Source organism: Planctomycetota bacterium (assembly GCA_018242585.1).
In the GTDB taxonomy this organism is placed as follows: Bacteria; Planctomycetota; Planctomycetia; order Pirellulales; family PNKZ01; genus JAFEBQ01.
In genome coordinates, this window is sequence record JAFEBQ010000012.1 from 104,785 (window position 1) to 126,697 (window position 21,913).

General features: G+C 62.2%; 22 protein-coding genes. 9 read left to right on the top strand and 13 right to left on the bottom strand.

Features of this window, described 5'->3' with window-relative positions:
* Positions 1 to 138: 138 nt before the first annotated feature.
* Both gcvH and gcvT read right to left on the bottom strand, forming a co-directional pair.
* The gene (gcvH, locus tag JSS27_06625; protein ID MBS0208614.1) at positions 139 to 540 is read right to left on the bottom strand and encodes a glycine cleavage system protein GcvH; all 402 of its coding nucleotides are present in this window, start codon (positions 538 to 540) and stop codon (positions 139 to 141) included.
* Positions 541 to 596: 56 nt separating this feature from the next.
* Positions 597 to 1,757, bottom strand: coding sequence for a glycine cleavage system aminomethyltransferase GcvT (gene gcvT / locus JSS27_06630; GenBank protein MBS0208615.1), 1,161 nt, complete (start codon positions 1,755 to 1,757; stop codon positions 597 to 599).
* Positions 1,758 to 2,383: 626 nt separating this feature from the next.
* On the opposite strand from gcvT, the gene JSS27_06635 reads away from it, so the two are divergent.
* Together JSS27_06635 and JSS27_06640 are read left to right on the top strand one after the other, a co-directional pair.
* Positions 2,384 to 3,586: a 3-dehydroquinate synthase gene (locus JSS27_06635; protein ID MBS0208616.1), complete on the top strand. Its 1,203-nt coding sequence runs from the start codon at positions 2,384 to 2,386 to the stop codon at positions 3,584 to 3,586.
* A gap of 189 nt (positions 3,587 to 3,775) precedes the next feature.
* A complete protein-coding gene (locus JSS27_06640) occupies positions 3,776 to 4,123 on the top strand; it encodes a Dabb family protein (protein ID MBS0208617.1) in 348 nt (115 codons plus the stop codon).
* A 249-nt stretch (positions 4,124 to 4,372) separates the two neighbouring features.
* On the opposite strand, the gene JSS27_06645 is transcribed toward JSS27_06640, so the two are convergent.
* From JSS27_06645 to JSS27_06670, 6 genes are all read right to left on the bottom strand, one after another.
* Entirely contained in the window at positions 4,373 to 5,248 is an 876-nt protein-coding gene (locus JSS27_06645; GenBank protein ID MBS0208618.1) for an EcsC family protein, read from the bottom strand.
* A gap of 100 nt (positions 5,249 to 5,348) precedes the next feature.
* A complete protein-coding gene (locus JSS27_06650; GenBank protein MBS0208619.1) occupies positions 5,349 to 5,810 on the bottom strand; it encodes a hypothetical protein in 462 nt (153 codons plus the stop codon).
* A gap of 2 nt (positions 5,811 to 5,812) precedes the next feature.
* On the bottom strand, positions 5,813 to 7,057 hold the full coding sequence (locus JSS27_06655) for a radical SAM protein (protein MBS0208620.1): 1,245 nt from the start codon (positions 7,055 to 7,057) through the stop codon (positions 5,813 to 5,815).
* Positions 7,058 to 7,247: 190 nt separating this feature from the next.
* The gene (locus tag JSS27_06660) at positions 7,248 to 8,135 is read right to left on the bottom strand and encodes a TRAM domain-containing protein (protein ID MBS0208621.1); all 888 of its coding nucleotides are present in this window, start codon (positions 8,133 to 8,135) and stop codon (positions 7,248 to 7,250) included.
* A gap of 31 nt (positions 8,136 to 8,166) precedes the next feature.
* Positions 8,167 to 9,324 (bottom strand): dNTP triphosphohydrolase, encoded by a 1,158-nt coding sequence (gene dgt / locus JSS27_06665; protein MBS0208622.1) that lies wholly within the window; start codon positions 9,322 to 9,324, stop codon positions 8,167 to 8,169.
* On the bottom strand, positions 9,321 to 9,869 hold the full coding sequence (locus JSS27_06670; GenBank protein ID MBS0208623.1) for an HIT domain-containing protein: 549 nt from the start codon (positions 9,867 to 9,869) through the stop codon (positions 9,321 to 9,323). Before JSS27_06670 ends, dgt begins: the two co-directional genes overlap by 4 nt.
* A 321-nt stretch (positions 9,870 to 10,190) precedes the next feature.
* On the opposite strand from JSS27_06670, the gene JSS27_06675 reads away from it, so the two are divergent.
* The 3 genes from JSS27_06675 to hemW all read left to right on the top strand — a co-directional run bounded on the left by JSS27_06675 (position 10,191) and on the right by hemW (position 13,190).
* Positions 10,191 to 10,940 (top strand): segregation/condensation protein A, encoded by a 750-nt coding sequence (locus JSS27_06675; GenBank protein ID MBS0208624.1) that lies wholly within the window; start codon positions 10,191 to 10,193, stop codon positions 10,938 to 10,940.
* Between the two features lie 228 nt (positions 10,941 to 11,168).
* Positions 11,169 to 12,008 (top strand): metal-dependent hydrolase, encoded by an 840-nt coding sequence (locus JSS27_06680; protein MBS0208625.1) that lies wholly within the window; start codon positions 11,169 to 11,171, stop codon positions 12,006 to 12,008.
* 15 nt (positions 12,009 to 12,023) lie between these two features.
* On the top strand, positions 12,024 to 13,190 hold the full coding sequence (gene hemW / locus JSS27_06685) for a radical SAM family heme chaperone HemW (protein ID MBS0208626.1): 1,167 nt from the start codon (positions 12,024 to 12,026) through the stop codon (positions 13,188 to 13,190).
* A gap of 18 nt (positions 13,191 to 13,208) precedes the next feature.
* Here hemW and JSS27_06690 read toward each other — a convergent pair whose 3' ends face one another.
* Both JSS27_06690 and JSS27_06695 read right to left on the bottom strand, forming a co-directional pair.
* Positions 13,209 to 13,427 carry a hypothetical protein gene (locus tag JSS27_06690; protein MBS0208627.1) on the bottom strand — a complete coding sequence of 73 codons (219 nt, stop codon included), beginning with the start codon at positions 13,425 to 13,427 and terminating at the stop codon, positions 13,209 to 13,211.
* Between the two features lie 172 nt (positions 13,428 to 13,599).
* Complete coding sequence (locus JSS27_06695) at positions 13,600 to 14,043, bottom strand: YjbQ family protein (GenBank protein ID MBS0208628.1); 444 nt, start codon at positions 14,041 to 14,043, stop codon at positions 13,600 to 13,602.
* Positions 14,044 to 14,790: 747 nt separating this feature from the next.
* Between JSS27_06695 and JSS27_06700 the strand changes: the two genes are divergently transcribed.
* Positions 14,791 to 15,006: a hypothetical protein gene (locus JSS27_06700; protein ID MBS0208629.1), complete on the top strand. Its 216-nt coding sequence runs from the start codon at positions 14,791 to 14,793 to the stop codon at positions 15,004 to 15,006.
* A gap of 112 nt (positions 15,007 to 15,118) precedes the next feature.
* Here the strand turns inward: JSS27_06700 and JSS27_06705 are convergent, their stop codons facing one another.
* Positions 15,119 to 15,595, bottom strand: coding sequence for a hypothetical protein (locus JSS27_06705; GenBank protein ID MBS0208630.1), 477 nt, complete (start codon positions 15,593 to 15,595; stop codon positions 15,119 to 15,121).
* Between the two features lie 83 nt (positions 15,596 to 15,678).
* A complete protein-coding gene (locus JSS27_06710) occupies positions 15,679 to 17,556 on the bottom strand; it encodes a hypothetical protein (GenBank protein MBS0208631.1) in 1,878 nt (625 codons plus the stop codon).
* A 516-nt stretch (positions 17,557 to 18,072) separates the two neighbouring features.
* Between JSS27_06710 and JSS27_06715 the strand changes: the two genes are divergently transcribed.
* Complete coding sequence (locus JSS27_06715; protein MBS0208632.1) at positions 18,073 to 18,969, top strand: hypothetical protein; 897 nt, start codon at positions 18,073 to 18,075, stop codon at positions 18,967 to 18,969.
* 145 nt (positions 18,970 to 19,114) lie between these two features.
* Here JSS27_06715 and JSS27_06720 read toward each other — a convergent pair whose 3' ends face one another.
* Positions 19,115 to 19,705: a hypothetical protein gene (locus JSS27_06720; protein ID MBS0208633.1), complete on the bottom strand. Its 591-nt coding sequence runs from the start codon at positions 19,703 to 19,705 to the stop codon at positions 19,115 to 19,117.
* Positions 19,706 to 19,923: 218 nt separating this feature from the next.
* Here JSS27_06720 and JSS27_06725 point away from each other — a divergent pair, with 218 nt between their 5' ends.
* Both JSS27_06725 and JSS27_06730 read left to right on the top strand, forming a co-directional pair.
* The gene (locus tag JSS27_06725; protein MBS0208634.1) at positions 19,924 to 20,616 is read left to right on the top strand and encodes a TetR/AcrR family transcriptional regulator; all 693 of its coding nucleotides are present in this window, start codon (positions 19,924 to 19,926) and stop codon (positions 20,614 to 20,616) included.
* A 4-nt stretch (positions 20,617 to 20,620) separates the two neighbouring features.
* Positions 20,621 to 21,889 carry an efflux RND transporter periplasmic adaptor subunit gene (locus JSS27_06730; protein ID MBS0208635.1) on the top strand — a complete coding sequence of 423 codons (1,269 nt, stop codon included), beginning with the start codon at positions 20,621 to 20,623 and terminating at the stop codon, positions 21,887 to 21,889.
* The last annotated feature ends 24 nt before the right edge of the window (positions 21,890 to 21,913 follow it).

The window sequence follows — 21,913 nt, forward strand, 5'->3', positions numbered from 1 at the left end:
CTTGCGGTTTAGCCGCCGGGCCACAGGCCCGCGCGCCAAGCTAAAAAACGCGAAGCACCAATGTCCAATGACCAATGTCCAAAACGACGGACTTCTTACTCACTTGGTCATTGGTGCTTGGACATTGAGGCATTCTTTCTAGTGCCCCTCCTCGGCGCACTGCTTTTCATAGGCCGCCGGGGCGAGCAGGTTCTTCAGCTCTCCTTCGTTACTGAGGCGGACCTGAATCAGCCAGCCCTTGCCGTACGGGTCGTCCTTAAGCGCATCGAGTTGATCGACGACGCCCTCGTGGACCGCGACGATTTCGCCGCTGATCGGGCTGTACAGATCGCTGACCGCTTTGACCGATTCGATTTCGCCGAACGGTTCGCCAGCCTTGAGCTGGCGACCCTTCTTCGGCAACTCGACGTGGACCAGATCGGTCAGAGCCTGGAGCGCGAAGTCCGACACGCCCACGGTCGCCACACGTCCGCCGTCGGCCTGAGGTTCGACGCGCAGCCATTCGTGCGTCTTGGCAAAGAGCAAATTCGCAGGGGTCACACGATTCTCCTTGGTTGATTGCCACGACGACTCAACCGCCGCGGCAAGATGCAGCCTCACGACGGACGACGATAAAACGGCAGCTTCACAATCTCGGCCGGGACCAACGTGCCGCGGATGTCGATCTCGACCGCGGCGCCGACGGTGGCGTGGCCCGTTTCCAGGTAAGCCATCGCCAGCGGGCGATCGAACGTCGGCGAGAAGGTGCCGCTGGTGACGCATCCTACCGACTTGCCCCCGGCCAGCACCGTGGCCCCCTCGCGCGCGGCTCGTTTACCGGAAAGTTGCAGCCCCACGCGGCGAGGCTTGTTCGGATCGGTGCGCAGCGTCGTCAGCGTTTCGCTGCCAACAAAACGCCCCTTGTCGAATTTCACCGCCCAGTTCAGGCCAGCCTGGAAGGGATTGATCGTTTCGTCGAGTTCATGCCCGTACAGGGGCATGCCCGCTTCCAGTCGCAACGTATCGCGGGCCCCCAGTCCGCACGGCGTCGCGCCGCGCTCGACCAGCGCTTCCCACAAGGCGTTGCCTGCGGCCCGTTCAACGACAAATTCAAAGCCGTCTTCGCCGGTGTAGCCGGTACGGCTGACCAGCGCGGGCGTGCCGCGAAAACTGGCCGGGGTGTAGGTGTAATAACGCAAGGCGTCGAGGTGGCTCTCGGCCGCCGCGGTGAGCAAGCTGGCGCTCAACTCGACGGCGCGCGGGCCTTGCACGGCCAGCATGGCCGTCGCTTCGGTGATGTCCTGGACGACTACGTCGAGCTTATCACCGGCGCTCGACTCGCTGGCCGCGCCGACTGAAAACTGGGCATCAAGTCCCAGTTCGCGAGCGCAGGCCTGCAATTGCTGCCAAATTTTAGCGCGATTCGAGGCGTTGACCACCAGCGATAACTTGTCGTCCGGCCCGCGATAGACCAACACGTCGTCGAGAATGCCCCCGTCGGCATTGCAGACCAGGCTGTAGCGCACCTGCCCGACGGGCATGGTGGCGACGCTGTTGGTGACGGCGTATTCGAGCAAATCGAGCGCCCGGGGGCCGGCAAAGCTGAACCGCGCCATGTGCGACACGTCGAACAGCCCGCAGGCCGTGCGCGTGGCCAGGTGTTCGGCCACGATCGAGGTGTATTGAATCGGCATCAACCAGCCGGCGAAGTCGACCATCCGGCCGCCGTGTGCCGTGTGCCATTCATGGAGCGGCGAATGTCGAGGTGCGGAGTTCATCCGTGAAAGGCCCGCCGTTGGGCGGGTCGTGTGCTGGTATGCAAGTCGCGCCAGTCCGAACCGTGTCCGGACCCAAGCCCGCTGGGCGTACGCGAAATGCCGAGATGCCAAAAGAACGTGCCAGCATTGTACCGACCAGGGGGCGTTCGACCAGGGGCCGGGGGGCTCTGGGAGACAAAGGCTAGCCACGGAGACACTGAGACACGGAGGTTTGCACGGAGGAGAGCTAATGGGGGAGTGATGAGTGCGGAATGATGAGTGATGAATGAAGGAAAAGACGATCGGTGATTTCTCGCAAGTTACGCTGGCAGAAACGCTTGGCGGTTTAGCCGCAGGGCCATAGGCCCGCGCGCCCCCAGTTCCCTATTCATCACTCATCATTCCGCACTCATCACTTCCTCCCCCTTCTCCGTGCAAACCTCCGTGTCTCCGTGCCTCGGTGGCGGAATTGAAAGCCCAACGATTGTTTGCAATTGGTTCGCTTCACAGGCTAAAATGGCTCTGTCCTCCACCCACCTTACAAACCATCGCGCCGTCGGCGCTCTGGCCCGGTTGAATCAAGCCCGGCCGATGTGTCAGCCGTGCGCGATCCCATCCGGTTGATCCCAGTTCCGTTGAACGATCGCATGACTCCTTCTGATCCATTGTCTCCCCAGCCAGCGCCGGCCGCTGTCGATGTTCCGTTTGCGATCCAGGCGACTCACCGCCTGCGATTCACCAACGACATTCTCGGCGCCGACCAGCACGTGCTGGCCGCCCTCTTGGAACCGTCAGGCGACCAGCCGGCCAGGGTGCAATTCTGGGTCGACGAGCATGTGGCCGAGGCCCAGCCCGACCTGAAACAGCGGCTCTACGCCTTTCTGCGCGCGAACAGTGCGCGGCTGATCTCGACCGGCCAAGTGCAAGTGGTCCCTGGCGGTGAAGCGGTGAAGAACGATGTCCACCTGTTGGAGCAGATGCTCAAGGTGTTGCACGCGGCCGACCTGGACCGGCGCAGCTACGTTGTGGTGATCGGTGGCGGCGCAGTTCTCGACGCAGTCGGCTTCGCGGCTGCGGTGGCCCATCGTGGCATTCGACTGGTGCGACTGGCGACCACCACGCTGGCCCAGGCCGACTCGGCCATTGGCGTCAAGAACAGCGTCAACCTGTTCGGCAAGAAGAACTGGATTGGCACTTTTGCCGTGCCCTGGGGCGTGGTGAATGATGCCGCGCTGCTCAGCACGTTGAGCGACCGTGACTTCACCTGCGGGTTTGCCGAGGCGGTCAAGGTGTCGCTGCTGAAAGACGCGGCCATGTTCGACCGGTTATGCGCCACGGCCGCCCAGATTCGACAACGCGACATGACGGCGGCCGCGCCGATGATTCGCGCGTCGGCCGAGATGCACCTGAACCATATCACCCGTGGCGGCGACCCGTTCGAGATGCTCGAAGCGCGGCCGTTGGACTTTGGCCACTGGTCGGCCCACAAGCTTGAAGTGATGAGCAACTTCGAGCTGCGTCACGGCGAAGCGGTGGCCATCGGCGTGGCCGTCGACACGGTCTACTCGTCGCTGGTCCACGGGCTGCCCGCGGCCGATGCCGAGCGCGTGCTGACGTGCCTGGCCGAACTGGGCTTCACGCTCACCTCGCCGGCGCTGGCCGACGCCGAGACGTTGTTCGCCGGCCTGGAAGAGTTCCGGCAGCACCTCGGCGGCCGACTGACCGTGACGATGCTCGGCGCCATTGGCCGGCAGCTTGACGTTCACCAGGTCGATCGGCCGCAGATGCTCAAGGCCATCGAGTACGTCCGAGCGTTCGCCGGGCGACGAATTAAGTCGAAGGCGAAGTAAAAAACTCCCCAGGGGGTGAAACCCCTGGGCTTGCTATCTCGCACAGCGAAGCGCACGCTTTAAGCCCAGGGGTTTCACCCCCTGGGTTTTTCGTTTTCCACGTTACAACAAACGAGATCACACATCATGCTCAAGCACTTGTCGGCTGTTTGCCTTGGGATTGCCCTCGCCACTGCAGGATACCTTGCCATGCACACCGCCCCATCGGCTCACGGCGCCCCGGCCAGCTCGACCAGCGTGTTGCGCCACGTGGTGGCCTTCAAGTTCAAGGCCGACGCCAAGCCCGAGGACATCAAGCGCGTCGAAACCGAGTTCGCCAAGCTCCCCAGCAAGATCGACGCGATCAAGGGTTTTGAATGGGGGCTCGACAACAGCCCCGAGAAGCTGGCCAAGGGGTTCACCCACTGCTGGCTGATCACGTTCGCCGATGAGAAAGGTCGCGACGAGTACTTGCCCCACGCGGCCCATCAAGAGTTCGTCGGCATCGTCAAGCCGGTCGTGGACGACGTCTTCGTGATCGACTACTGGTCGAAGTAGCATCCTGGGATCCTGGGGACTAGCCACGGAGGCACTGAGACACGGAGGGATTCACGGAGGAGAAATTCGGGCGGGGGATTCTGAATGACCAATGCCCAAATCCCAATGACCAAGGAACCATCGCGGGCCATTTCGATACAAAGACATTGGTCATTGAACATTGGCCATTGGTGCTTCTCGATCCGTTCCCTTTTTATCCCCCTCCGTGCAAACCTCCGTGTCTCAGTGCCTCTGTGGCAAATTGACGACTCAGCGTCGCTTCGCGGCCAGTGCGGCTGCGCGGTATTGATCCTGGACGAAGTCCAGCCCGTACAGCCGTTCCAGGCTGCGGATGCCAAAGTGGTATCGGGCCACGCGGTTGAAGTGGTCCATGAACGCCACGTTGATCATCGCGCCGGCACCCGCGCCGACTAGCGGAATGGCCTGTGCCACGACCTTCTGCGTGACCGCCACGTCAAAGCGGCGGGCAATCGCGGCAATCAACGCCACCAGCGCCGGCGAGCTGCCGCGTTGCAGCATCTGGGAGAACTCGACCGCGCTCATCTGCCCGACCAATCGCGCCGACTGGGCCACCGCTTCGTACACGCCAAACCGGGCGGTCAGGTAGCTGGCCTCCAGCGCGTCGTCCACATCGGACGGGCCGCCGAGGCTGAACACGCTGAGGCATTGCAACTGGACCTCGGGTTGTCCCAGGTTCTCGCCGGCGTCCTTGGCCACGGCCGCGATCGAACGGAGCATGATCGTCGTGGTCATGGGCAACTCGGCCGCCAGCCCCAGCCAGCCGAACAGCCCGCCGGCCGTCCCGGTGGCCGCCACCGACAGGTTGCTCCAGAACTTACTGTCGGCGCCGATTTCTCCGACCGGCTTTTCAGCCACCAACGTCCCGGGCGGGTTGGCCGCCTCGCGTGGCAATGTTGAGATCGCCAGTCGCAAGGCCGAGGTCAACGCCGTGCGGACCGCCGAGTCGATGACGTTCGGCGCGATGGCCTCCATTCCCTTCGCGACGACTTCCAGCGGCTTGCCAATGGCGTTGGCCAATCGGATCAAGAGCGAAGGCTGTTCCAGATAGCGCGCCGCCTCGGCCAGAAACTGCTGTTCGGTCGGAAGAAGCTGGTGATTGGTCATGTTCGATTGTTCGCAAGGGCGACGCTCGGGACTAGAGCGACGTGACCAGCATCTTAGGGTGCCATGCTCAAGTCAGCAGACTTGAGCATGTGAAGCCAACCTATGGCTTAAAATCGTGCGCAATAAAAACCAATCCCTCAAGCCCGAGTCGCTCACAGTTCCAAAGCAACGGACTTGCAGCCGCCTCACATTGGTTAAGTGGATCGCGAAAGATATCCGCAATGTGCTCGTCGCCACAGTGTGGACAATACCAAAAGAGTTTGCGAGCAATGTAAGGCTGACGAGAGACTTTCTTAGCGTCTATTTCGTCCAACTGGATGTCTATTGCTTCGCCTCCACCTACGACTACTTCTCCCTGGACAACGGGAATGGTTTCTGTGGAGTGCGCCACGCACCATTCACTTGGATCATCGTCATACCAAGATGATTCACGAATGTTCTGCCACGCCTCGTCCAAGCTGAGGGCAACAATCAAGCATTCGTCACGGTGAATCGCGCGATAGACCTCGACCGCCCTGGTGTCCATATCATTTCTGCTCAGCAACACGACATCGCCACACATGATCATTCAGCGGAAATTGACGTATCCGCCAGCACTTCTTCCGGTGCCCGCGGATGCGCGTACGCCCCGAAGTCGTTGAAGAAGTGACGCTTCACGAACCGGTAGGCCCAGTTCTTCTCGGGCACTTGCTCGGTTCCGGCCGCCTGGGAAGGACGCGACTCCATCGCGTGCAGCTCGGCCAGGGCTGTGTGCCGGCTGGTCGTGTCGCGGGCGTCGTGCTTGCGGACCAGCCGTTCGAGCAAGTCGGGCCTCTCGAGTACGATGCAGCCGCGCGTGGAACCGGCGGCTAGTTCGCGAAAGTCGCGCAGGAACGTCGACTGCTCGATGTTCTCGCGCAGTGGCTTGGCGTCGTGAATGCTCTCGCGGGCGAACTGAATGATCGGGCACGGCTCGATGTCGCCGGCCGGGCCGACGTGATGCGTAAAGCCGGTCGCCGCCGGGCACAATGCCTGCCCCTGGCCGTCGTAATAGGCGTCGATGATCACGATCGGCTTCTTGGCCCGCATCTCGACGACGAACTTGCGAGCCTGCAATTGCTGCTCGACGGTCAAGGCCAGGTCGGGCCGCGGGTCGGGCCCCACCGGACGATAGACGTGGAACCAGCAGTACATGACCCCCATCTCGATCAGCCGATCAACCCACCGCTCGGTCAGCAGGTCGGCATAGTTGGTCTGGCACAAGCTGGTACAAACGCCAGTCAGCAGCTTGTGACGCAGGCAGGCGTCGAGCCCGGCCATCGTCTGGTTCAAGACATTGAGCCGGCCGCGGCGCTCGTCGCTAACGATCTGCGTGCCCTCGACGCTGACCAGCGGCGTGACGTTCCCCAGCTCGCGCAGCCGCCGGGCCACGTCGTCGGTGATCAGTTGCCCGTTGGTGAATACCTGAAAGTAGCAGTCCGGGTGCGCGGCAAAGATGTCGAGCACCTCGGGGTGCATGAACGGCTCGCCGCCAAGGATGCCAAAGAAGGCGTTCCCCTGCTCCTTAGCTTCGCGGATCACTCGATTCATGGCCGTCAGGTCGATGGTCTGTTGCTTGGCCGACACATCGACCCAGCATCCCTGGCAGCGCAGGTTGCAGCTATTGATGATCGACAAGTACAAGAACGGCGGAAAGAACTCGCCGCGGCGCAGGCGGGCCTTGTGACGCTGGACGCTACGCATGCCGCGAAAGCCCATCGTCCAAGCCAGCTTCCAAAGCAGCCGCTTGTCGGTTTCGACCAGCAGCCGGCGCGCCATGCTGAGATACATAACCTCTCCCGGGGGATTCGATGGAACAATTATCGCACGTCGCGCCTTGTTCGCAAGGATGCAGTGGCAGAGAAGGATGTGCATTCGACCACGACGATACGACGTCGGACAGAAGGTTTAACCCTTCTCGCCGAGGGAAAAGGGGTGGTGCGAACTCGGTGACTTTGGGAACCGTTCACTTGGCGAACGGCTAATCCGTCCAACGTGCAAAGATCATCCGGCCGGCGCTGGTTTGCAAGACGCTGGTCACCGCGGCGTGAACGGTCTGGCCAATCCGCTCGCGGCCGCCGTCGACCACGACCATCGTGCCGTCCTCGAGGTAGCCAACTCCTTGCTGAGGCGACTCGCCGGGCTTGAGCAGTTCGACCTCGATCGAATCGCCGGGCAGGAACACGGGCCGCAACGCCGCCGCCACATCGTTCAGATTCACCACCGGCACCCCTTGCAACCGGGCGACCTTGCCCAGGTTGAAGTCGCCGGTCACCAGCTTGCCGTTCAACTGCCGGGCAATCGCCACCAGTTGCAAGTCGACCGGCGCGACCGCCGTGGCGGCGTCGAGCTGTCCGCGCCAAATCGAAAATTGGTTATCGGCCGCAGTGCGCAGTTTGTCGAGCAAATCGAGCCCGCGTCGCCCGCGCGCTCGACGGAGTCGATCGGGGCTGTCGGCCAATGCCTGCAATTCGGTGACGACCACCTCGGGGACGACGAGCGGCCCGTTGAGCACGCCAGTCGCTTGGACGTCGACAATCCGGCCATCGATCACGGCGCTGGTGTCCAGGATGAACGGCGTGATCGATTCGGCGGGCATCGACACGCCACTCGAAACAACGGAAGTGCCAGTGATGTAACAGCCGCAAACACCGCCAGCTACCGCGGTCAGGAACACCAGTGTGCCACCACCGAACAAGACAATCAGCTTGGGCGCGGTGCCAATCACTTCGTCGGCGCGGAACAGCCGCGGCAAGTAGCTAGCCAGGGCCATCCCTATGAGCAAGCCGATCATCGTGCCGAGCCAGATGCGACTCAGGCGGTACATCCGCTCGCGGGTTTCGGCGATTTCGGCGGGCTGTCGATTCATGTGCGTGGAGGTTCCGAGGTGATCGCCACGACTACGAGCCTTGGAACAACCGGTGGTGCTCATGTCGGGCATAGCGATCGGTCATGCCGGCCAGATAGTCGCCGACCGAGCGGGCCAGTCCGACCGTTTCGACCCGGGCGCGGAAGCTATCGGGTAAGTGATGAGGCTGCTCGCGGTAGCCCTCGAACATCTCGCGCAGTTCGCCTTGCACCAGTCGACGCACGCGGAGCACGGTGGCATGGCGATAAACGCGCTCCTGCAAGAAGCGTTCGAGCTCGGCCTTTTGCTGGGCGAGCGTGCTGCTGGCCTGGATGATCAGTGGCACTCGCTTGACATCGTCGGCCGAGCGGACATTCAAGTCGTTGATCTTGGCGACGGCCTGCTCGAACAAGTCGCCGACCTGCCAATCGATTAGCTCGTGCAGCACGGTGCGCTTGAGTTGCGGTTCGTCGAGGGCGGAGTATCGGCTGCGGACGCGGCGGGCCGCTTCGCGCCACAGCGGAATCTCCAGCAACTCGTCGAGCGTCAATAGCTCCAGGTGGAGCGCGTCGTCAGCGTCGTGCGTGTCATAGGCAATGCTGTCGGCCGCCTCGACCACTTGCACTTCAAGCAAAGGGCGCACCGCGTGGGTGTCATGACGAATCCGCTCGGCTTGGCCAGCCAGGACTTCCTGGCTCAGGTTCAGTCCGGGGAACTCGGGATAGCGTTGCTCGATCAGCTCGACAATTCTTAGCGCCTGGGCATTGTGCGAAAAGCCACCCACCTCAGCCAGGCAAGCGTGCAGTACGTCCTCGCCGGCGTGGCCAAATGGTGGATGCCCCAGATCGTGGGCCAACGCCAGCGATTCGACCAGATCCTCGTTCAATCGCAGGGCGCGCCCCAGCGTGCGGGCAATCGACGACACTTCCAGCGTGTGGGTCAGCCGCGTCCGGTGATAGTCGCCGAGTTCGCCCGTGAAAACCTGCATCTTGGCGCTCAGCCGGCGATAGGCCGCGCTGTGGACCAACCGGTCCCGGTCACGTTGGAACGGCCCGCGGTAAGGATGGGCCGGCTCGGCGTGCTTGCGGCCGGCCGAATCGAAGCTGTGCATCGCGTAGGGGGCCAGCAACGCCGCTTCACGCTCGGCAATGGTCAGCGGTACGAACGGCGTCGCGCCGATCGCCGCCCCGCCCGAGGGTGCCTGGCTCATGACCCGGTCTCCGGCGGCTTGATGGCGGCCGACAAGACTTCGCACATGGCGTCGAGCGACGCCGAGATGACCCGTAGATCGGCTACCGCGGTCATGAAATTGGTGTCGCCAAACCAGCGCGGCACGATGTGCCAATGCAGGTGCCCCGGCACGCCCGCTCCGGCGGCGCGTCCCAGATTCAACCCGACGTTCACCCCTTCGGCCCTGAGCGCCTGCTCGATAGCCAGCACGCCTCGCGAAATCAGGGTGGTGATCTCGGCGTGAGTGGTGGCGTCGATTTGCTCGAATCGGCCATGATGATCGAGCGGCGCGACCATCAAATGCCCGTTGTTGTAAGGATAGCGATTGAGCATGACGAGGGCCGACGAGCCGCGCGCGACGACCAGGTTGGCGCGATCGTCCGCTGCGACCGCTGCCCGACACAGAAAGCAGTCGGCGTCAGCGCCGGGGCGCAGCCGGGCCAACTCCTCGGGCGTCGGCCCCTGGGGCTTATCGCCTTGCAGATAGGCCAACCGCCAGGGTGCCCAAAGTCGCTCGTCCTCCAAGATGGAATCCTTTTGAAGAGGGGCAAGGGTAAGCGATTAGCCATTTGCGATTAGCAATTAGCCAGAAAGGCTCAGACACGGACTTCGTACTAAAGAGAGCGGACTACTGGCCTCTCTGCTAATCGCTAATTGCTAACCGCTAATCGCTTCGACACAACGGACCACCCGCGAGTTTACGGCTCGGGTGCCAGCACCGGCAAGTGCGCCCCCCGTGCGAGCCGCAGGCTGCAATTCCATTTTGCCCGGCGGCTAGCGTAAGATACAGCGTCGGCCGCGTCGAATCGGCCGCTTTGTTTCGTCCTGGGGCTTGCCGGCTTGGCCATGAACTTTCGCGTCGATCTCGACATTTATCGCGGCCCGCTCGATCTGCTGCTGTACCTGGTGCGAAAGCACGAGGTCGCGATCGTCGATTTGCCGATCGCGCCGATCACCGCCCAGTTCCTACAATACCTCGAGGTGTTACAGGAGCTGAACGTCGATTCGGTCGGCGATTTTGTCGAGATGGCCAGTACCTTAATCGAGTTGAAATCGCGCAGCGTCCTGCCGCACGAAGGAGAGGACGAAGAGCCGCTGGAAGAGCCGCACCAGGATCTGGTGCGCCAGTTGCTCGAATACAAGCGGTACAAAGACGCCGCCAGCGTGCTCGAAGAACGCGGCCGCGTGTGGCGCGACCGCTTTGTGCGCGACGCCGGCGCCGCCGGGGCGCCGGGGCCGGCCAAGGAAACCCAGCCGATTCACGAGGTGGAGCTGTGGGATCTGGTCAGCGCGTTCGGCCGGATCATGAAGCAACACGAGCCGAGCCGGGCCACCAGCATTGTTTACGACGACACGCCGATCCATGTCTTCATGGAGCGGATTCACGAGCGGCTCGTCGCGCAAGGACACCTGGCGCTGGGCGACTTGTTCCAGCCTGGCATGCACAAGTCGACGATGGTGGGCATTGTGCTGGCCGTGCTGGAACTGGTCCGGCACCACTCGGTGCTAGCCGAGCAAGACGCCTTATTCGGCGAAGTCACCCTCTTTCCACCGACAGCGACGGAGCCAGCGCCGCCGGAAGCCAAGCAAGAGTGATGCAACGGCAGGCTTCTGGCCCTCCATTCATCACTCATCACTCCGCATTCATCATTTCCTGGCGTCGTGCCGTTGTGTCGTCGTGGTTGGTCTTCCCCTGATGCGGTTCATGCCACGGCTGGCTGGGTTGTCTCGGGCCAAATCAAGCGTAAACTGAGTGACTTGCGCCGCTGGGCCAGGCTGTGAATCGGCTGGCGGTTTTACCACGGGCCCGATGACTTCCGTCCGATGCTGCACAATGTTCCAGTCCGCACCCACGTTCACAAAAGCCTGACCATCGAAGGCTACTCGCGGGCGGCCGTGCAAAGTTACTGGCGGATTCCCGAGTTGAAGCTCGGCTTCGATCTGGGGGCGCAGCCTTGGACCTTTCTGGGCACTGGCAACTGGTTCGTCACGCATACCCACTTGGACCACGTGGCGGCGTTGCCGGTCTATGTGGCCCGACGACGGCTGATGAAGATGGAGCCGCCGACGATCTATCTGCCCGAGCATGCCGTCGAGACGGTTGAGAAGATTCTCAAGCTGTTCACGAAGCTCGATCGGGGGCGAATGCCCTGCACGTTGGTGCCGACCAAGCCCGGGGACGAGATCGAGCTGTCGCGCGAGCACGTGGTCACGGTGTCACAGACTTACCACACGATCCCGTCGCTGGGCTTCGTGGTTTGGGAGCGACGCCGGAAACTGAAGGCCGAGTATCAGCACCTGGGCGGCGCGCAGATTCGCGACTTGCGACTGGCCGGGACCGAAGTGACCGAGGAACGCCGGATGCCGCTGGTGGCGTACGTCGGCGACAGCACCGCCCAGGGGCTCGACGCCTGCCCGGCCATGTACGAGGCCCAGGTGTTGATCACCGAAATGACGTTCGTAGCGCCGACCCATCGAAAGGAAAAGATTCGCAAGTTCGGGCACATGCACCTGGACGACATTCTGGAGCGACGCGACAAGTTCAAGAACGAACTGATCATCGCCGGTCACTTGAGCACGCGGTACAATTCCAAGCAGGTCCGGCACTATGTCGAACGGGCCTGCCCCGATATGTTCGACGGCCGGTTGTTGCTGTGGCTCTAGCCGCGGCGCGGGCCGATGCTTGTTGATCGCGAGCCGACACCGGTGACCGTTACGACTCAGCCCCGCGCCGCCTACATTCACGTGCCGTTCTGCGCGCACCGATGCGGCTATTGCAACTTTACGCTAGTCGCGCGGCGCGACGATCTGATCGAGACGTACCTTGCCGCGCTCGCATGTGAATTGCAGGCGCTGGGCCAGCCGCGCGAGGTCGAGACGCTGTTCATCGGGGGCGGCACGCCGACTCATTTGGAGCCGGCGCAGCTCGAGCGGCTGTTGATGCTGGTGCGACAGTGGTTCCCGCTGGCCGCGGGATACGAGTTTTCGGTCGAGGCCAATCCGATCGACATCACGTCCGAGCGTGTGGGCGTCTTGAAAGCGCACGGTGTGAATCGGGTCAGCTTGGGGGCCCAGTCGTTCTCGCCTGACAAGTTGAGGCTCTTGGAGCGTGATCACACGCCCGAGCAGATTCGGACGGCGATTGAGTTATTGCGCCCGGTCGTCCATTCGGTGTCGCTCGATTTGATCTTTGCCGCGCCGGGTGAAACATTGCCCGAGTGGCAGGCCGACGTGGAACAGGCGTTGGCGTTGCGGCCTGACCATCTGTCGACGTATGGACTCACCTTTGAACGCGGCACGACGTTCTATGGCCGAAAGCTGCGGCACGAGTTGCTGGCGGTCGACGAAGAGACCGAAGCGGCCATGTACGAGTTCGCGCTGGAGCGTCTGCCGGCGGCGGGGCTTGCTCAGTACGAGGTGTCAAACTTCGCACGGCCGGGATATGAATGCCGGCACAACGAGGTGTACTGGGCGGCCGATGAATACTTCGCCGCCGGGCCAGGGGCGGCGCGTTATGTGGCCGGCACGCGGCAAGTGAACCACCGGAGCGTGAGCACTTGGATCAAGCGCGTGCTCGAAGGGCATTCACCAGTGGCCGAGGAAGAAACGCTCGACGCCGAGGATCGCGCCCGCGAGGCACTGGCGATTGGCCTGCGGCGCGTGGCGGGGGTGGATGTCGCCCGGTTCGCCGAGCGCTTCGGATTCAACGTAGAGGCGCTGATGGCGCGCGACTTGGCTCGCTATCGCGACCTGGGGCTGTTGGCGATCGAACATGGCGCGCTGCGACTCACACGGCGCGGCTTGCTGCTGGCCGACACCGTGTGCGGCAGTATTGTTCGCCAGTGAGTGCTATGAGCGCGTCGTTTAGCGCGTTTGGCCGGCCGGTTGGTTGCCGGCGTTTTGCAGATTCTTCTCGGCCTGCTCCAGCAAGTTGCCGCCGATCTGAGCAGCTTGTTTTTCGACTTGTTGCAGGCGGTTCTGGTCGACGTGAATGTTGATGTTGTCGCCGCTCTTTTGAACGGTCAACACGCCGGCCACGACCAGGCCGACGACAATCAACGCCAAGAAAAACAACGTGCGCATGGGACAGTCCTCCGTAACGTGGTTCGCATACTCTGCCGCATGTCGAGCGACCATGTGGCAGCGATGATTTGGGGCCGGGATGGTACGCCGCCCCGCGGGGCGCGGTCAACGCCAACCGTGCGGCGATAGCACAACGCGGTAGCGATACCATGACCGCACACCAAAGCCCGAGTCAATCGGCGAAGTCCCCTTGCAAAGTCAGGACGATCCGCCGGCTGCCGCCGCGATTGCGATGCTCGCACAAGTAGATCCCCTGCCAGGTGCCGAGGCAAAGTTTCCCTTCGTTCACCGGAATAGTGAGCGAGCAGCCCAGCAGCGCCGTTTTGACGTGGGCCGGCATGTCGTCCGGCCCTTCGACCGTGTGCGTGTACGGAAAATCTTCCGGTGCCAGACGCTCGAACATACTCAACAAATCGGCCGGCACGTCGGGATCGGCGTTCTCGTTGATCATCAATGCCGCGCTGGTGTGTTGCAGAAACACGTGCAGCAGTCCCACGCGGCAACGAGCGAGGTCCGGCGTGTGTTGCTCGACGTGCGAAGTGATCAAATGCAGTCCGCGCGGCTGGGCGGGGAGGCTGACATTTTTTTGACGCCAAGCAAATTTATTTGCGCTCATGATGTTTGTGGTTCATTCTGGGGGTGTGTTGCGGCTAGCACGAGGGGCATGCACTGCGCGCTCGTGCCGCTGGCGATTCGCAAAAGGTTCGTAATTCCTAGGCTTTAACCGCAGTAGCGCGCGGGGCGTTAACCGATCGGTGTTAAATTATGCGGGTGTTTTCGTTTGATACTGACATTCCCAAGCTGAATGCCGCACAGTATTAAGATACCGAAAATTTCTTGACATTCTGAAGTGGACGAACACAATAAGGGCCTAAATCGCAGCCGCAGATGTCCTGCGAACCACCCTATGCATGGCGATAATCGCCAACGCGGCGAAGTTCGCAATCGACGAATCGCACGGCCTTGGTTGCCGTGCGACGGAACAGACAAGTGCGGCAGCAAAGCGAGTCACCATTTTGTCGCGACATCCTTAAGCGGAGGTCGTGGCAGGTTCGCGAGCCGGTTTCCGGTGGCGGGCCGCCGCTTTGCCAAGCCGTTTCGCCCTTGCGGCAAGCTGCTTCGATTGAACGCGTCACGTGCCCCTGACAGACGCGCTCGCACCTGCAGGTGCTGTCCACCGGACAGTTCCCTGGCGTGGGCGGCGGTCTAGACCGAGTTGGCTGTGATGCTGAGGGGACGGAAGCGATGCGAAAGGAACGGAAGCCGAAAGAACGACGCAAAAATGCTGCGTCGGCCTGAACCTGGCCGGCGCGATTGTGATCTATATCGAGTGAGAGAGTTTTAACGTAAGGGAGAATGAACGATGCGGAATGTGTTTGACTGTATTGTCGAATGTGGCCACGACGAAGACTACCGGCCGACGATCAACGAAAGTTTTGTCGCCACCGACGCCCCGGCTGGCAGCCCCGAAAAGTTGGCCATCATGGCCCGCCGGATCGAAATGGGCTTGCCGTTGTGGCACCCGGAAGATCGGGCCGACTACAGCGGCCTGACCGGCGCCGTCCGCCCGCGCGAGTAAGTCTTGCCCGGCAATAGGCGTCGCCAACTCGTGACGTAAACGATCAAGCCCAGGGGTTCACCCCCTGGGCTTTTTTATGCGCCCGTGGCTTCTGCGTGCTCGCTGCCACGCACTATAAATACATCCCCAGATAGCCGCCGTGCTTATCGGACTCGGCTTGCAGCTTTTCGATTCGCTCGACCGCTTTTCGCAAGTCGCCCGCGGAAATATAGCGGTCGAACTCGACCATCACGGCCCGCGGCACTGTCTCGGTGAACCAGTCGACGATCGGCTGCTTGAGCCAATCGCAGGTCTCGCGTTCGAGTTTGACAGTCAAGTGCTCGCGATCGGTGCGGGCGTCGGCGTCGTCGGTCGTGACCACCCCTTCAAAGCTGAAGTGCAGCATGCCCTGGTCGGGCTGATTGGTCAGGTGGAAGATGCACCGGGCATTGTGCAGATAGTACGTGTTGAAGGTGCCGTGCTCGTCGAGCGCATGTTTCAGTCGCTCGCAGAAGGCCCGGAATTTCGGCGACGCGTCGAGCGGAATGTCGAGCCGGCCGATGGTCCGCAAAGGCAAGCAATCGAACTGGATTTCGACAAATTGCGACATGAGTGGTGTTTCCCTCTGGCAACGACGATCCGCTCGGCAGAGCCGTCATTCTAGCAGCGATCCGTCGCGAGAAAACACCGCCGCTATTCGCTCTCGGCCGAGCGGCGCGGCTGATCCGGTTGCTGCCAGCCGATGGCCAGCCAACCATCGTCGGCCACCAACTGATTGGCCGGCAAGGGATCGTACTGTTCCCAGTTGCCCTTCAACTCGAGCCCGTCCGAGACGATCGATTCGCGGAAAATGCGCGAGAACCGCTTTTGCAACATCCGCTTCAGAATCACCTGGCGCGTGCTCAACTTGTCGCCCGTATTGGGCTTGAAATCGGGCGGGTAGATTTCCAGGTCGCCCTGGCGCAGGGCTTCGATCCGACCCTTGTCGCGGGCCAGTTTGTACCGTGCCGTGATGTTCATCGCTTCAAACGGCTTGTGGTCTGATGTGTACTTGGCGCCGCGGATGGTGATGACCATCACATTGTCGTCCACGAACATCGTCACCGGTTCGTCGTCGGCAAAGGTGATCGACCAGGGTTTTTGAATCTCGTCGTCGCCGATCTCGGGAAGCTTGCCCGTCATGTCGAGCGACAATCGATCCATCTGTTCCTTGTCGAGCGTGCGGCCGGCCAGCATTCCCAGCGCCGTATTGTTAACCATCGATTCATGCAGCCGGAACGAGAAATCGGTTCCGGCGGCGATGGCCGGCGCCGGCGTGTTCGCGGCCAAAGTATGCTCGGGAGTTTGCTTGCTGACAACATTCAGCACTTCCTGCGTCGTGCTGAAGTGCAGATGCTCGGGGAACACGCCCATCCGGACCAGCGGGTTGCGAAAGCGGTTCTGGAAGCGGTCGTTGGCGTTCGTGATCAGTGGCTCGGCCTGGGCGTTAAAGCGACGCGCGAACATGGCTCGCGCGTGCTGCTGGGCCACGGCCTCGCCTTGCGCCTTGCGCTTGGGAACTTGCTTGGCGGCGATCTTCTTGACCAGACAATCGGCGACCCCCTTCTTGGTCGAGCCGATGCCGGTGATCTGGGTACGCGTCTTGACCACCGCTTCGGTCGGCAAGCCGCGCAGGCCTTCCGAGTCGAGAATCAGTTGCTTCTTGGCCGAAAGTTGCGACTCGCCGCGGCTGTAGATCAGGGCTGGGCCGTTGCGCCCGACGGTGCGGGCATGATTCACGCCGGTCATCACGGTTTGAATCACGGCGCGATTATCATCGGCAACCAACTCGCCGGTGACCTGGCCCACGGTGTGGCCAGTGCCGCTGATTTGCGTGCCCATGATGTTGTCGCGCAGCGGAGCGGTTTCATCGACAGGGCGCGACAGCCCGGTCGAGACAAGCTTGTTCGACACTTCGACCAGCATGTTCGGATGCGAGAACTGCTGACGCAGCGCCGCGACCAACTGGGGGGCATAGCCGTCCCGGTCGAGTTCAGCCGCCGCTTCGTTCAGCCGGCGACGATCTTCGTGCTTGGGATTGCCAAGAGTCTCCTCGATTGTCTTCAGGTTGGCCTGATAGTTCGATTCGGCCTGGGGGTCGCGGGCTGATTCGAGCGCGAACAGGTAGTCGCGAATCTCCTCGGCCACATCGACAAAGCGATGCCACTCGAGACCTTCCTCGGGGGCGGTAAGCTTGTGCAACAAGCCGCGCAGGACGGCGGTGTCGGCGGTTTCGACCGACAGGGTCTGAGTAACCAGCTTGTCCCAGTCCAGGTATTCGCGCCAGGCCTTGCCGCTTTTGGAGCGGCCCAGCGGCTTGTCGAGGGCCACCACGGCCACACGCAGTTCGGCCAAGCGTTCCTCAAGCGTTTCCTTGCTGACTGGGTGAAAGTCCTTTTTCGCCTCGGCTACCAGCTCGACCAGCGCGGGAGCCGGCGCCGGCTTGACGTCTGCTGCTAGGGCCAGCGACGTTTCGGCAGGCTCGGCAACCTGCGCAACCGGTGCGGGGGAGTCGGCACGATTTTTTTCCAAATCAGCCGCATTTTGCGCGTAAGCCAAGACCGCAAATACGGTTAGACCACAACATGGCCCCGCGAGCAGCATCCCTTTCAATCGCATAGTTTCCGCCTCCTTGGCAAACAGCAAGTGCCTATGGTCACGGTCGTTGGGTTTCCTTAATACCACCAAACCCCCGGTTTGAATAGCGAATTCCGGGTAGGCAACCGTATTTCACGCCGCCACCCCGGGTGGTTGCTTTCGAGACAGCTAGCTGTTAAATCGGGTCCAACTGCCGTCAAAGTCGGCCTAATCAGAACCGTCGACTTAGACCGCCAAGACGCCCTTTTCGACTTCAGGGTTGCCGCACGCCCGGCGGACCCAGAGGCAACGGACTGACTCGCACGCCGCGTCTTGGCAGGCGGGATGGAACCATCGGGCTGGCCCTCGCTTGGCCAGCCCGGATTTTTGCATCAATGCTGTGGCACCCTGCCAGTCTCTGGCGGGCGCATCGCCAGCCATCAGCAGATGCGCACTTATCAGGAGAGGCGAATGCCACGACAAGGAATCTGTCTGACACTATTGTTGTTGCTTGCTCCGGCCGGCTGGGTGGCAGCCGCCGACGCGGGGCACGAAGGTCGCACGGTTCGTCAGTTGAACTGGATGGCCGACTATGGCGACGCCATGGAATTGGCGCAAAAACACAGCAAGATGCTGCTGGTTCAGTTCTATGGGACTGATGAAAATACCGTCCGGGACCAGTTCGAGAATCAAGCCCTCGACCAAGACGACATCGGCGAAAAACTCGCCGACTATGTGCTGGTCCGGGTGCCGGCCGACGCCACGATTACCGCCGGTGGCAAAGAGGTCAACCTGCTCGATCACGAGTCGTTCCAGGATCTGCACGGCAAGGAAGGGCTGGCGATCATCGACTATGTGCATGTCGACGCTCAGTACTACGACCGGGTCGTCAATGTCTTTCCGCTGGTGGCGGGCAAGTTCTACCGCTACGAGCCCAGCCATTTATCGGTGATTCTCGACCTGCCGCCGGGGACGTTGACCCAACGGACCATGGTCTTTGCCGTCCGGATTCACCCCGAAGCCCCGGCCAGCACCCAAGGCCAGTGGTGTAACGTCCTGCGCGACGAGGCCACCAGCCATAGCGACCACCAAGCCGAAATCCGTGTCCAAGGCCACCACAACTGGGGGAGCCGCTTCCAGCGGATCCTGGGACGCATGCCGTCAGGCCTTCGGGCGCAAGAGGTTGTGGCCGAAAGCTGGCCGCACGAGAGCCTGGTCGACGCCGCAGTCGACTGTGTGGGCTGCTGGCGGCAGTCGCCCGGCCACTGGAGCGCTGTTCGCGCAAGTCAGCCCAGATTCGGCTACGATATGCGTCGCGGCACGAATGGAATCTGGTATGCTACAGGCCTGTTCGGCAACCGCCACTAAGCACTTGTTTGGCTGCCGGAACGAGTGAATCCAAGGCCAGCGTCAAGCCTCTGTCCGAGTCAGCAATGACTTGGGCGGGGGCTTTTTTATGCGCTGAGCAGCCCGAGGGCTGGGCCGATGCGAAGTCAAGCGGCACGACGGTCGCTCAATCGATTTCGCGGCGACGACGCAAGCCGAGAATCAACTCAACTTCGCCCAGCGGCGTGTCGGTCTCGGCAGCAATCGCCTCGGGCCGGGTGCCCCGGTCGGCCAGCGCGTAGATGTCGTCAAACGGTCGCGCGCCTTGCTTGGCCGTCGCCGTGGCGACCGCCGGTTCCATTGCCGTGACGGCGCGGCGGCTTTCGGAAACGGGCTGTTCGACATTCCGTCGTGATTCAGCGCCGAGCGGCGAAACGTCGCGAGATTCCTCGGTATTTTGCAGCTTTTCAAGCTGCATGATTCGCTCGTCGGCCATTCGCATCAACTGTTGCAGCGCGACCATCTTGCTGTCGAGCTGAGCCGACAGGTCACGGGCCAATTCGTGCATACCGACTTCCCAGCGGCGCACCTCGCCCGAGGCTTCGCCGACCATCTTGCCGGCAGCCTGGGCGGTTTGCTTGGTCGACGAACGCTTGGCCCAGGGGTCGCGCGTATCGGCGGCTGGCCGGCGCATTTTCATCAGCACCAGAAACACCACGCCGACCACCAGGATCAGGAAGAACGGCGTGCTGTTGGTTCCCTCGGCCAGTAGCCACATAGCGCAAGCACCTTGAACGTCGCCACGGGCGACAAATCTCGCGCGGCATTTCAACGCAAAACCGGTGAGAGGGCCAGAGCAGATTGGCCGCCCGGCGCGGTCGCCGCGCCGGGTGTCCGCCAGCCCCCTGAAACTGGCATTGCTGGGCCTGGGGAAGCTCCCTACTATTCGCGGACCATTTGGTCCGAAAAGTCAGCCGAGGCAGGCGGAGGTGGCTTATGTCAATACAGCAAAAGCGGTTAGGACGACCGCCCAATCGCGAGCTGCAAAGCCGACGGCGCGAGGAAATCCTCGACGGGGCCGCGTTGTTGTTCGCTGAGCGGGGCTACGACCACTCGGACACGCAATCGCTCGTGGCGGCTTTGGGCGTCGGCAAAGGAACCCTCTACCGGTATTTCGACAGCAAGCAGGAGCTGTTCCTGGCCGTCGTGAATCGGGCCATGGACCGTTTAGACGAGTGCATCGAGCAAGCCCTGGCCGCCGTGGCCGACCCGATCGATCGCTTTGAATCCGCCATCACCGCGTACCTGAAGTTCTTTGCCGAGAGCCCTGCCGTGGTCGAGTTGCTGATTCAAGAGCGGGCGATCTTTCGCGACACGCAGCGCCCGGTCTACTTCGAGCGCAAGGCCGCCAAGGCCGAACGCCGGCACCAGATGTTGGCCGAATTGATCGCCGCCGGTCGCCTGCGCCAGATGCCCGTCGACTGCATCGGCGAAGTGCTGGGCAATCAGCTCTACGGCACGATGTTCACCAATCACTTTGCCGGCCGCCGGCAATCGTTCGAAGCCCAGGTGCAAGACATTCTCGACATTGTGTTCCACGGCATCCTGACCGATGCCGAGCGCGAGCGCCGCGCCGGGCGTGCCGCGTCGCCCCGTCACGAAACAACCTCACCATCAGTTGACGAGTAACCTTATGCGTCTCGGTTTGTTCTTGCTGTTCACCGGTGTCGGCCTGCTGGCCGGCTGCTCGCATCCCAAGTCCGAGCCTGCCGCCGCGGCGCAGACACCGGCCGCCCCCAAGCCCGTCGCGGTCACGGTCGCGCCGGTCAGCGTGCGCCCGGTGCAGCGCACGGTCGAAGTGGTTGGCACCTTCCGCGGCATGGAAGAAGTCACCGTCGGTTCCAAGTCAGCCGGCCGCGTGGTCCGTGTGCATCACGACGTCGGTGACGTGGTGAAGCCGGGGGACTTGCTGCTGGAGATCGACGACACCGATTATCGGCTGGCCGTCGAGGAAGCGTCACGGCAGCTCGATTCCGAGTTGGCCAAGCTGGGCCTGAGTAAGCTTCCATCACAAGATGCGTCGGTGAACGAGTTGCCCACGGTGATCCGCGCGCGCCTACTGGCCGACAACGCCTTACGGCGGTTTCAGCGGAGCGAGAGCTTGTTTCAGCGCAAAGTGATTACTGACGACGAATTCGAAACAGCCAAGACCGATTACCAGGTCGCCGAGGCTGACTTCCAGCAAGCGGTGATCGACGCCCGCACCATTCTGAGCAGCGCCCGGCATCGCAACGCCACGCTGCTGACCACGATGCAAAAGCTGCAAGACACGCGGATCGTCGTGCCAACTCCGTCCGAAGCAGTGGCTGGCTCACAATTTGTCGTGGCGCGGCGCATGGTCTCGGCCGGCGAAATGGCGCAAAGCTCGCCACCGACCGAGGTGTTCAAGCTGGTGATGGACAACCCCCTGAAGCTCAAGGCCACTGTGCCCGAGCGGCACATCGGCGAGGTCCAGCAAAACCTGGCGGCTCAGATCGCCGTCGACGCTTATCCGGGGCAGAAGTTCTCGGGACACGTGTCGCGGATCAGCCCCACGGTCGATTCGGTGAACCGGACCTTTGAGATCGAAATGCTAGTCCCCAACCCCAAGGGGCAATTGCGGCCGGGCAGCTTTGCCAAGGCCTGGGTGCTGGTCAGTCAATCGGCCCAGGCGCTAACCGTGCCCCAAGACGCCTTGGTCACGTTCGCCGGCGTGCAGAAAGTCTTCGTCGTGCGAGGCGAACGCGCCGTGCCGATCGAAGTCCAACTGGGCGTGCGCGGCGAGGGCTGGCTCGAAGTCTTTGGCGCACTCGATCCGAATGACCAGGTCGTAACCTCGGGCTACACGCAACTGGCCGAAGGCACGGCGGTTCGCATTCGCACGGTGGAAACAGCCGAAGCCTCGTCGCCCGCGTCGCGATAAATCAGATCCTCTCCTCGGGAAGTT

Excerpts from the sequence above, each read along its gene's own strand:
- gcvT (MBS0208615.1), bottom strand. The coding sequence starts at position 1,757 with ATGAACTCCGCACCTCGACATTCGCCGCTCCATGAATGGCACACGGCA.
- JSS27_06635 (MBS0208616.1), top strand. The coding sequence starts at position 2,384 with ATGACTCCTTCTGATCCATTGTCTCCCCAGCCAGCGCCGGCCGCTGTC.
- JSS27_06640 (MBS0208617.1), top strand. The coding sequence starts at position 3,776 with ATGCACACCGCCCCATCGGCTCACGGCGCCCCGGCCAGCTCGACCAGC.
- JSS27_06645 (MBS0208618.1), bottom strand. The coding sequence starts at position 5,248 with ATGACCAATCACCAGCTTCTTCCGACCGAACAGCAGTTTCTGGCCGAG.
- JSS27_06650 (MBS0208619.1), bottom strand. The coding sequence starts at position 5,810 with ATGTGTGGCGATGTCGTGTTGCTGAGCAGAAATGATATGGACACCAGG.
- JSS27_06655 (MBS0208620.1), bottom strand. The coding sequence starts at position 7,057 with ATGTATCTCAGCATGGCGCGCCGGCTGCTGGTCGAAACCGACAAGCGG.
- JSS27_06660 (MBS0208621.1), bottom strand. The coding sequence starts at position 8,135 with ATGAATCGACAGCCCGCCGAAATCGCCGAAACCCGCGAGCGGATGTAC.
- dgt (MBS0208622.1), bottom strand. The coding sequence starts at position 9,324 with ATGAGCCAGGCACCCTCGGGCGGGGCGGCGATCGGCGCGACGCCGTTC.
- JSS27_06675 (MBS0208624.1), top strand. The coding sequence starts at position 10,191 with ATGAACTTTCGCGTCGATCTCGACATTTATCGCGGCCCGCTCGATCTG.
- JSS27_06680 (MBS0208625.1), top strand. The coding sequence starts at position 11,169 with ATGCTGCACAATGTTCCAGTCCGCACCCACGTTCACAAAAGCCTGACC.
- hemW (MBS0208626.1), top strand. The coding sequence starts at position 12,024 with ATGCTTGTTGATCGCGAGCCGACACCGGTGACCGTTACGACTCAGCCC.
- JSS27_06690 (MBS0208627.1), bottom strand. The coding sequence starts at position 13,427 with ATGCGCACGTTGTTTTTCTTGGCGTTGATTGTCGTCGGCCTGGTCGTG.
- JSS27_06695 (MBS0208628.1), bottom strand. The coding sequence starts at position 14,043 with ATGAGCGCAAATAAATTTGCTTGGCGTCAAAAAAATGTCAGCCTCCCC.
- JSS27_06700 (MBS0208629.1), top strand. The coding sequence starts at position 14,791 with ATGCGGAATGTGTTTGACTGTATTGTCGAATGTGGCCACGACGAAGAC.
- JSS27_06705 (MBS0208630.1), bottom strand. The coding sequence starts at position 15,595 with ATGTCGCAATTTGTCGAAATCCAGTTCGATTGCTTGCCTTTGCGGACC.
- JSS27_06715 (MBS0208632.1), top strand. The coding sequence starts at position 18,073 with ATGCCACGACAAGGAATCTGTCTGACACTATTGTTGTTGCTTGCTCCG.
- JSS27_06720 (MBS0208633.1), bottom strand. The coding sequence starts at position 19,705 with ATGTGGCTACTGGCCGAGGGAACCAACAGCACGCCGTTCTTCCTGATC.
- JSS27_06725 (MBS0208634.1), top strand. The coding sequence starts at position 19,924 with ATGTCAATACAGCAAAAGCGGTTAGGACGACCGCCCAATCGCGAGCTG.
- JSS27_06730 (MBS0208635.1), top strand. The coding sequence starts at position 20,621 with ATGCGTCTCGGTTTGTTCTTGCTGTTCACCGGTGTCGGCCTGCTGGCC.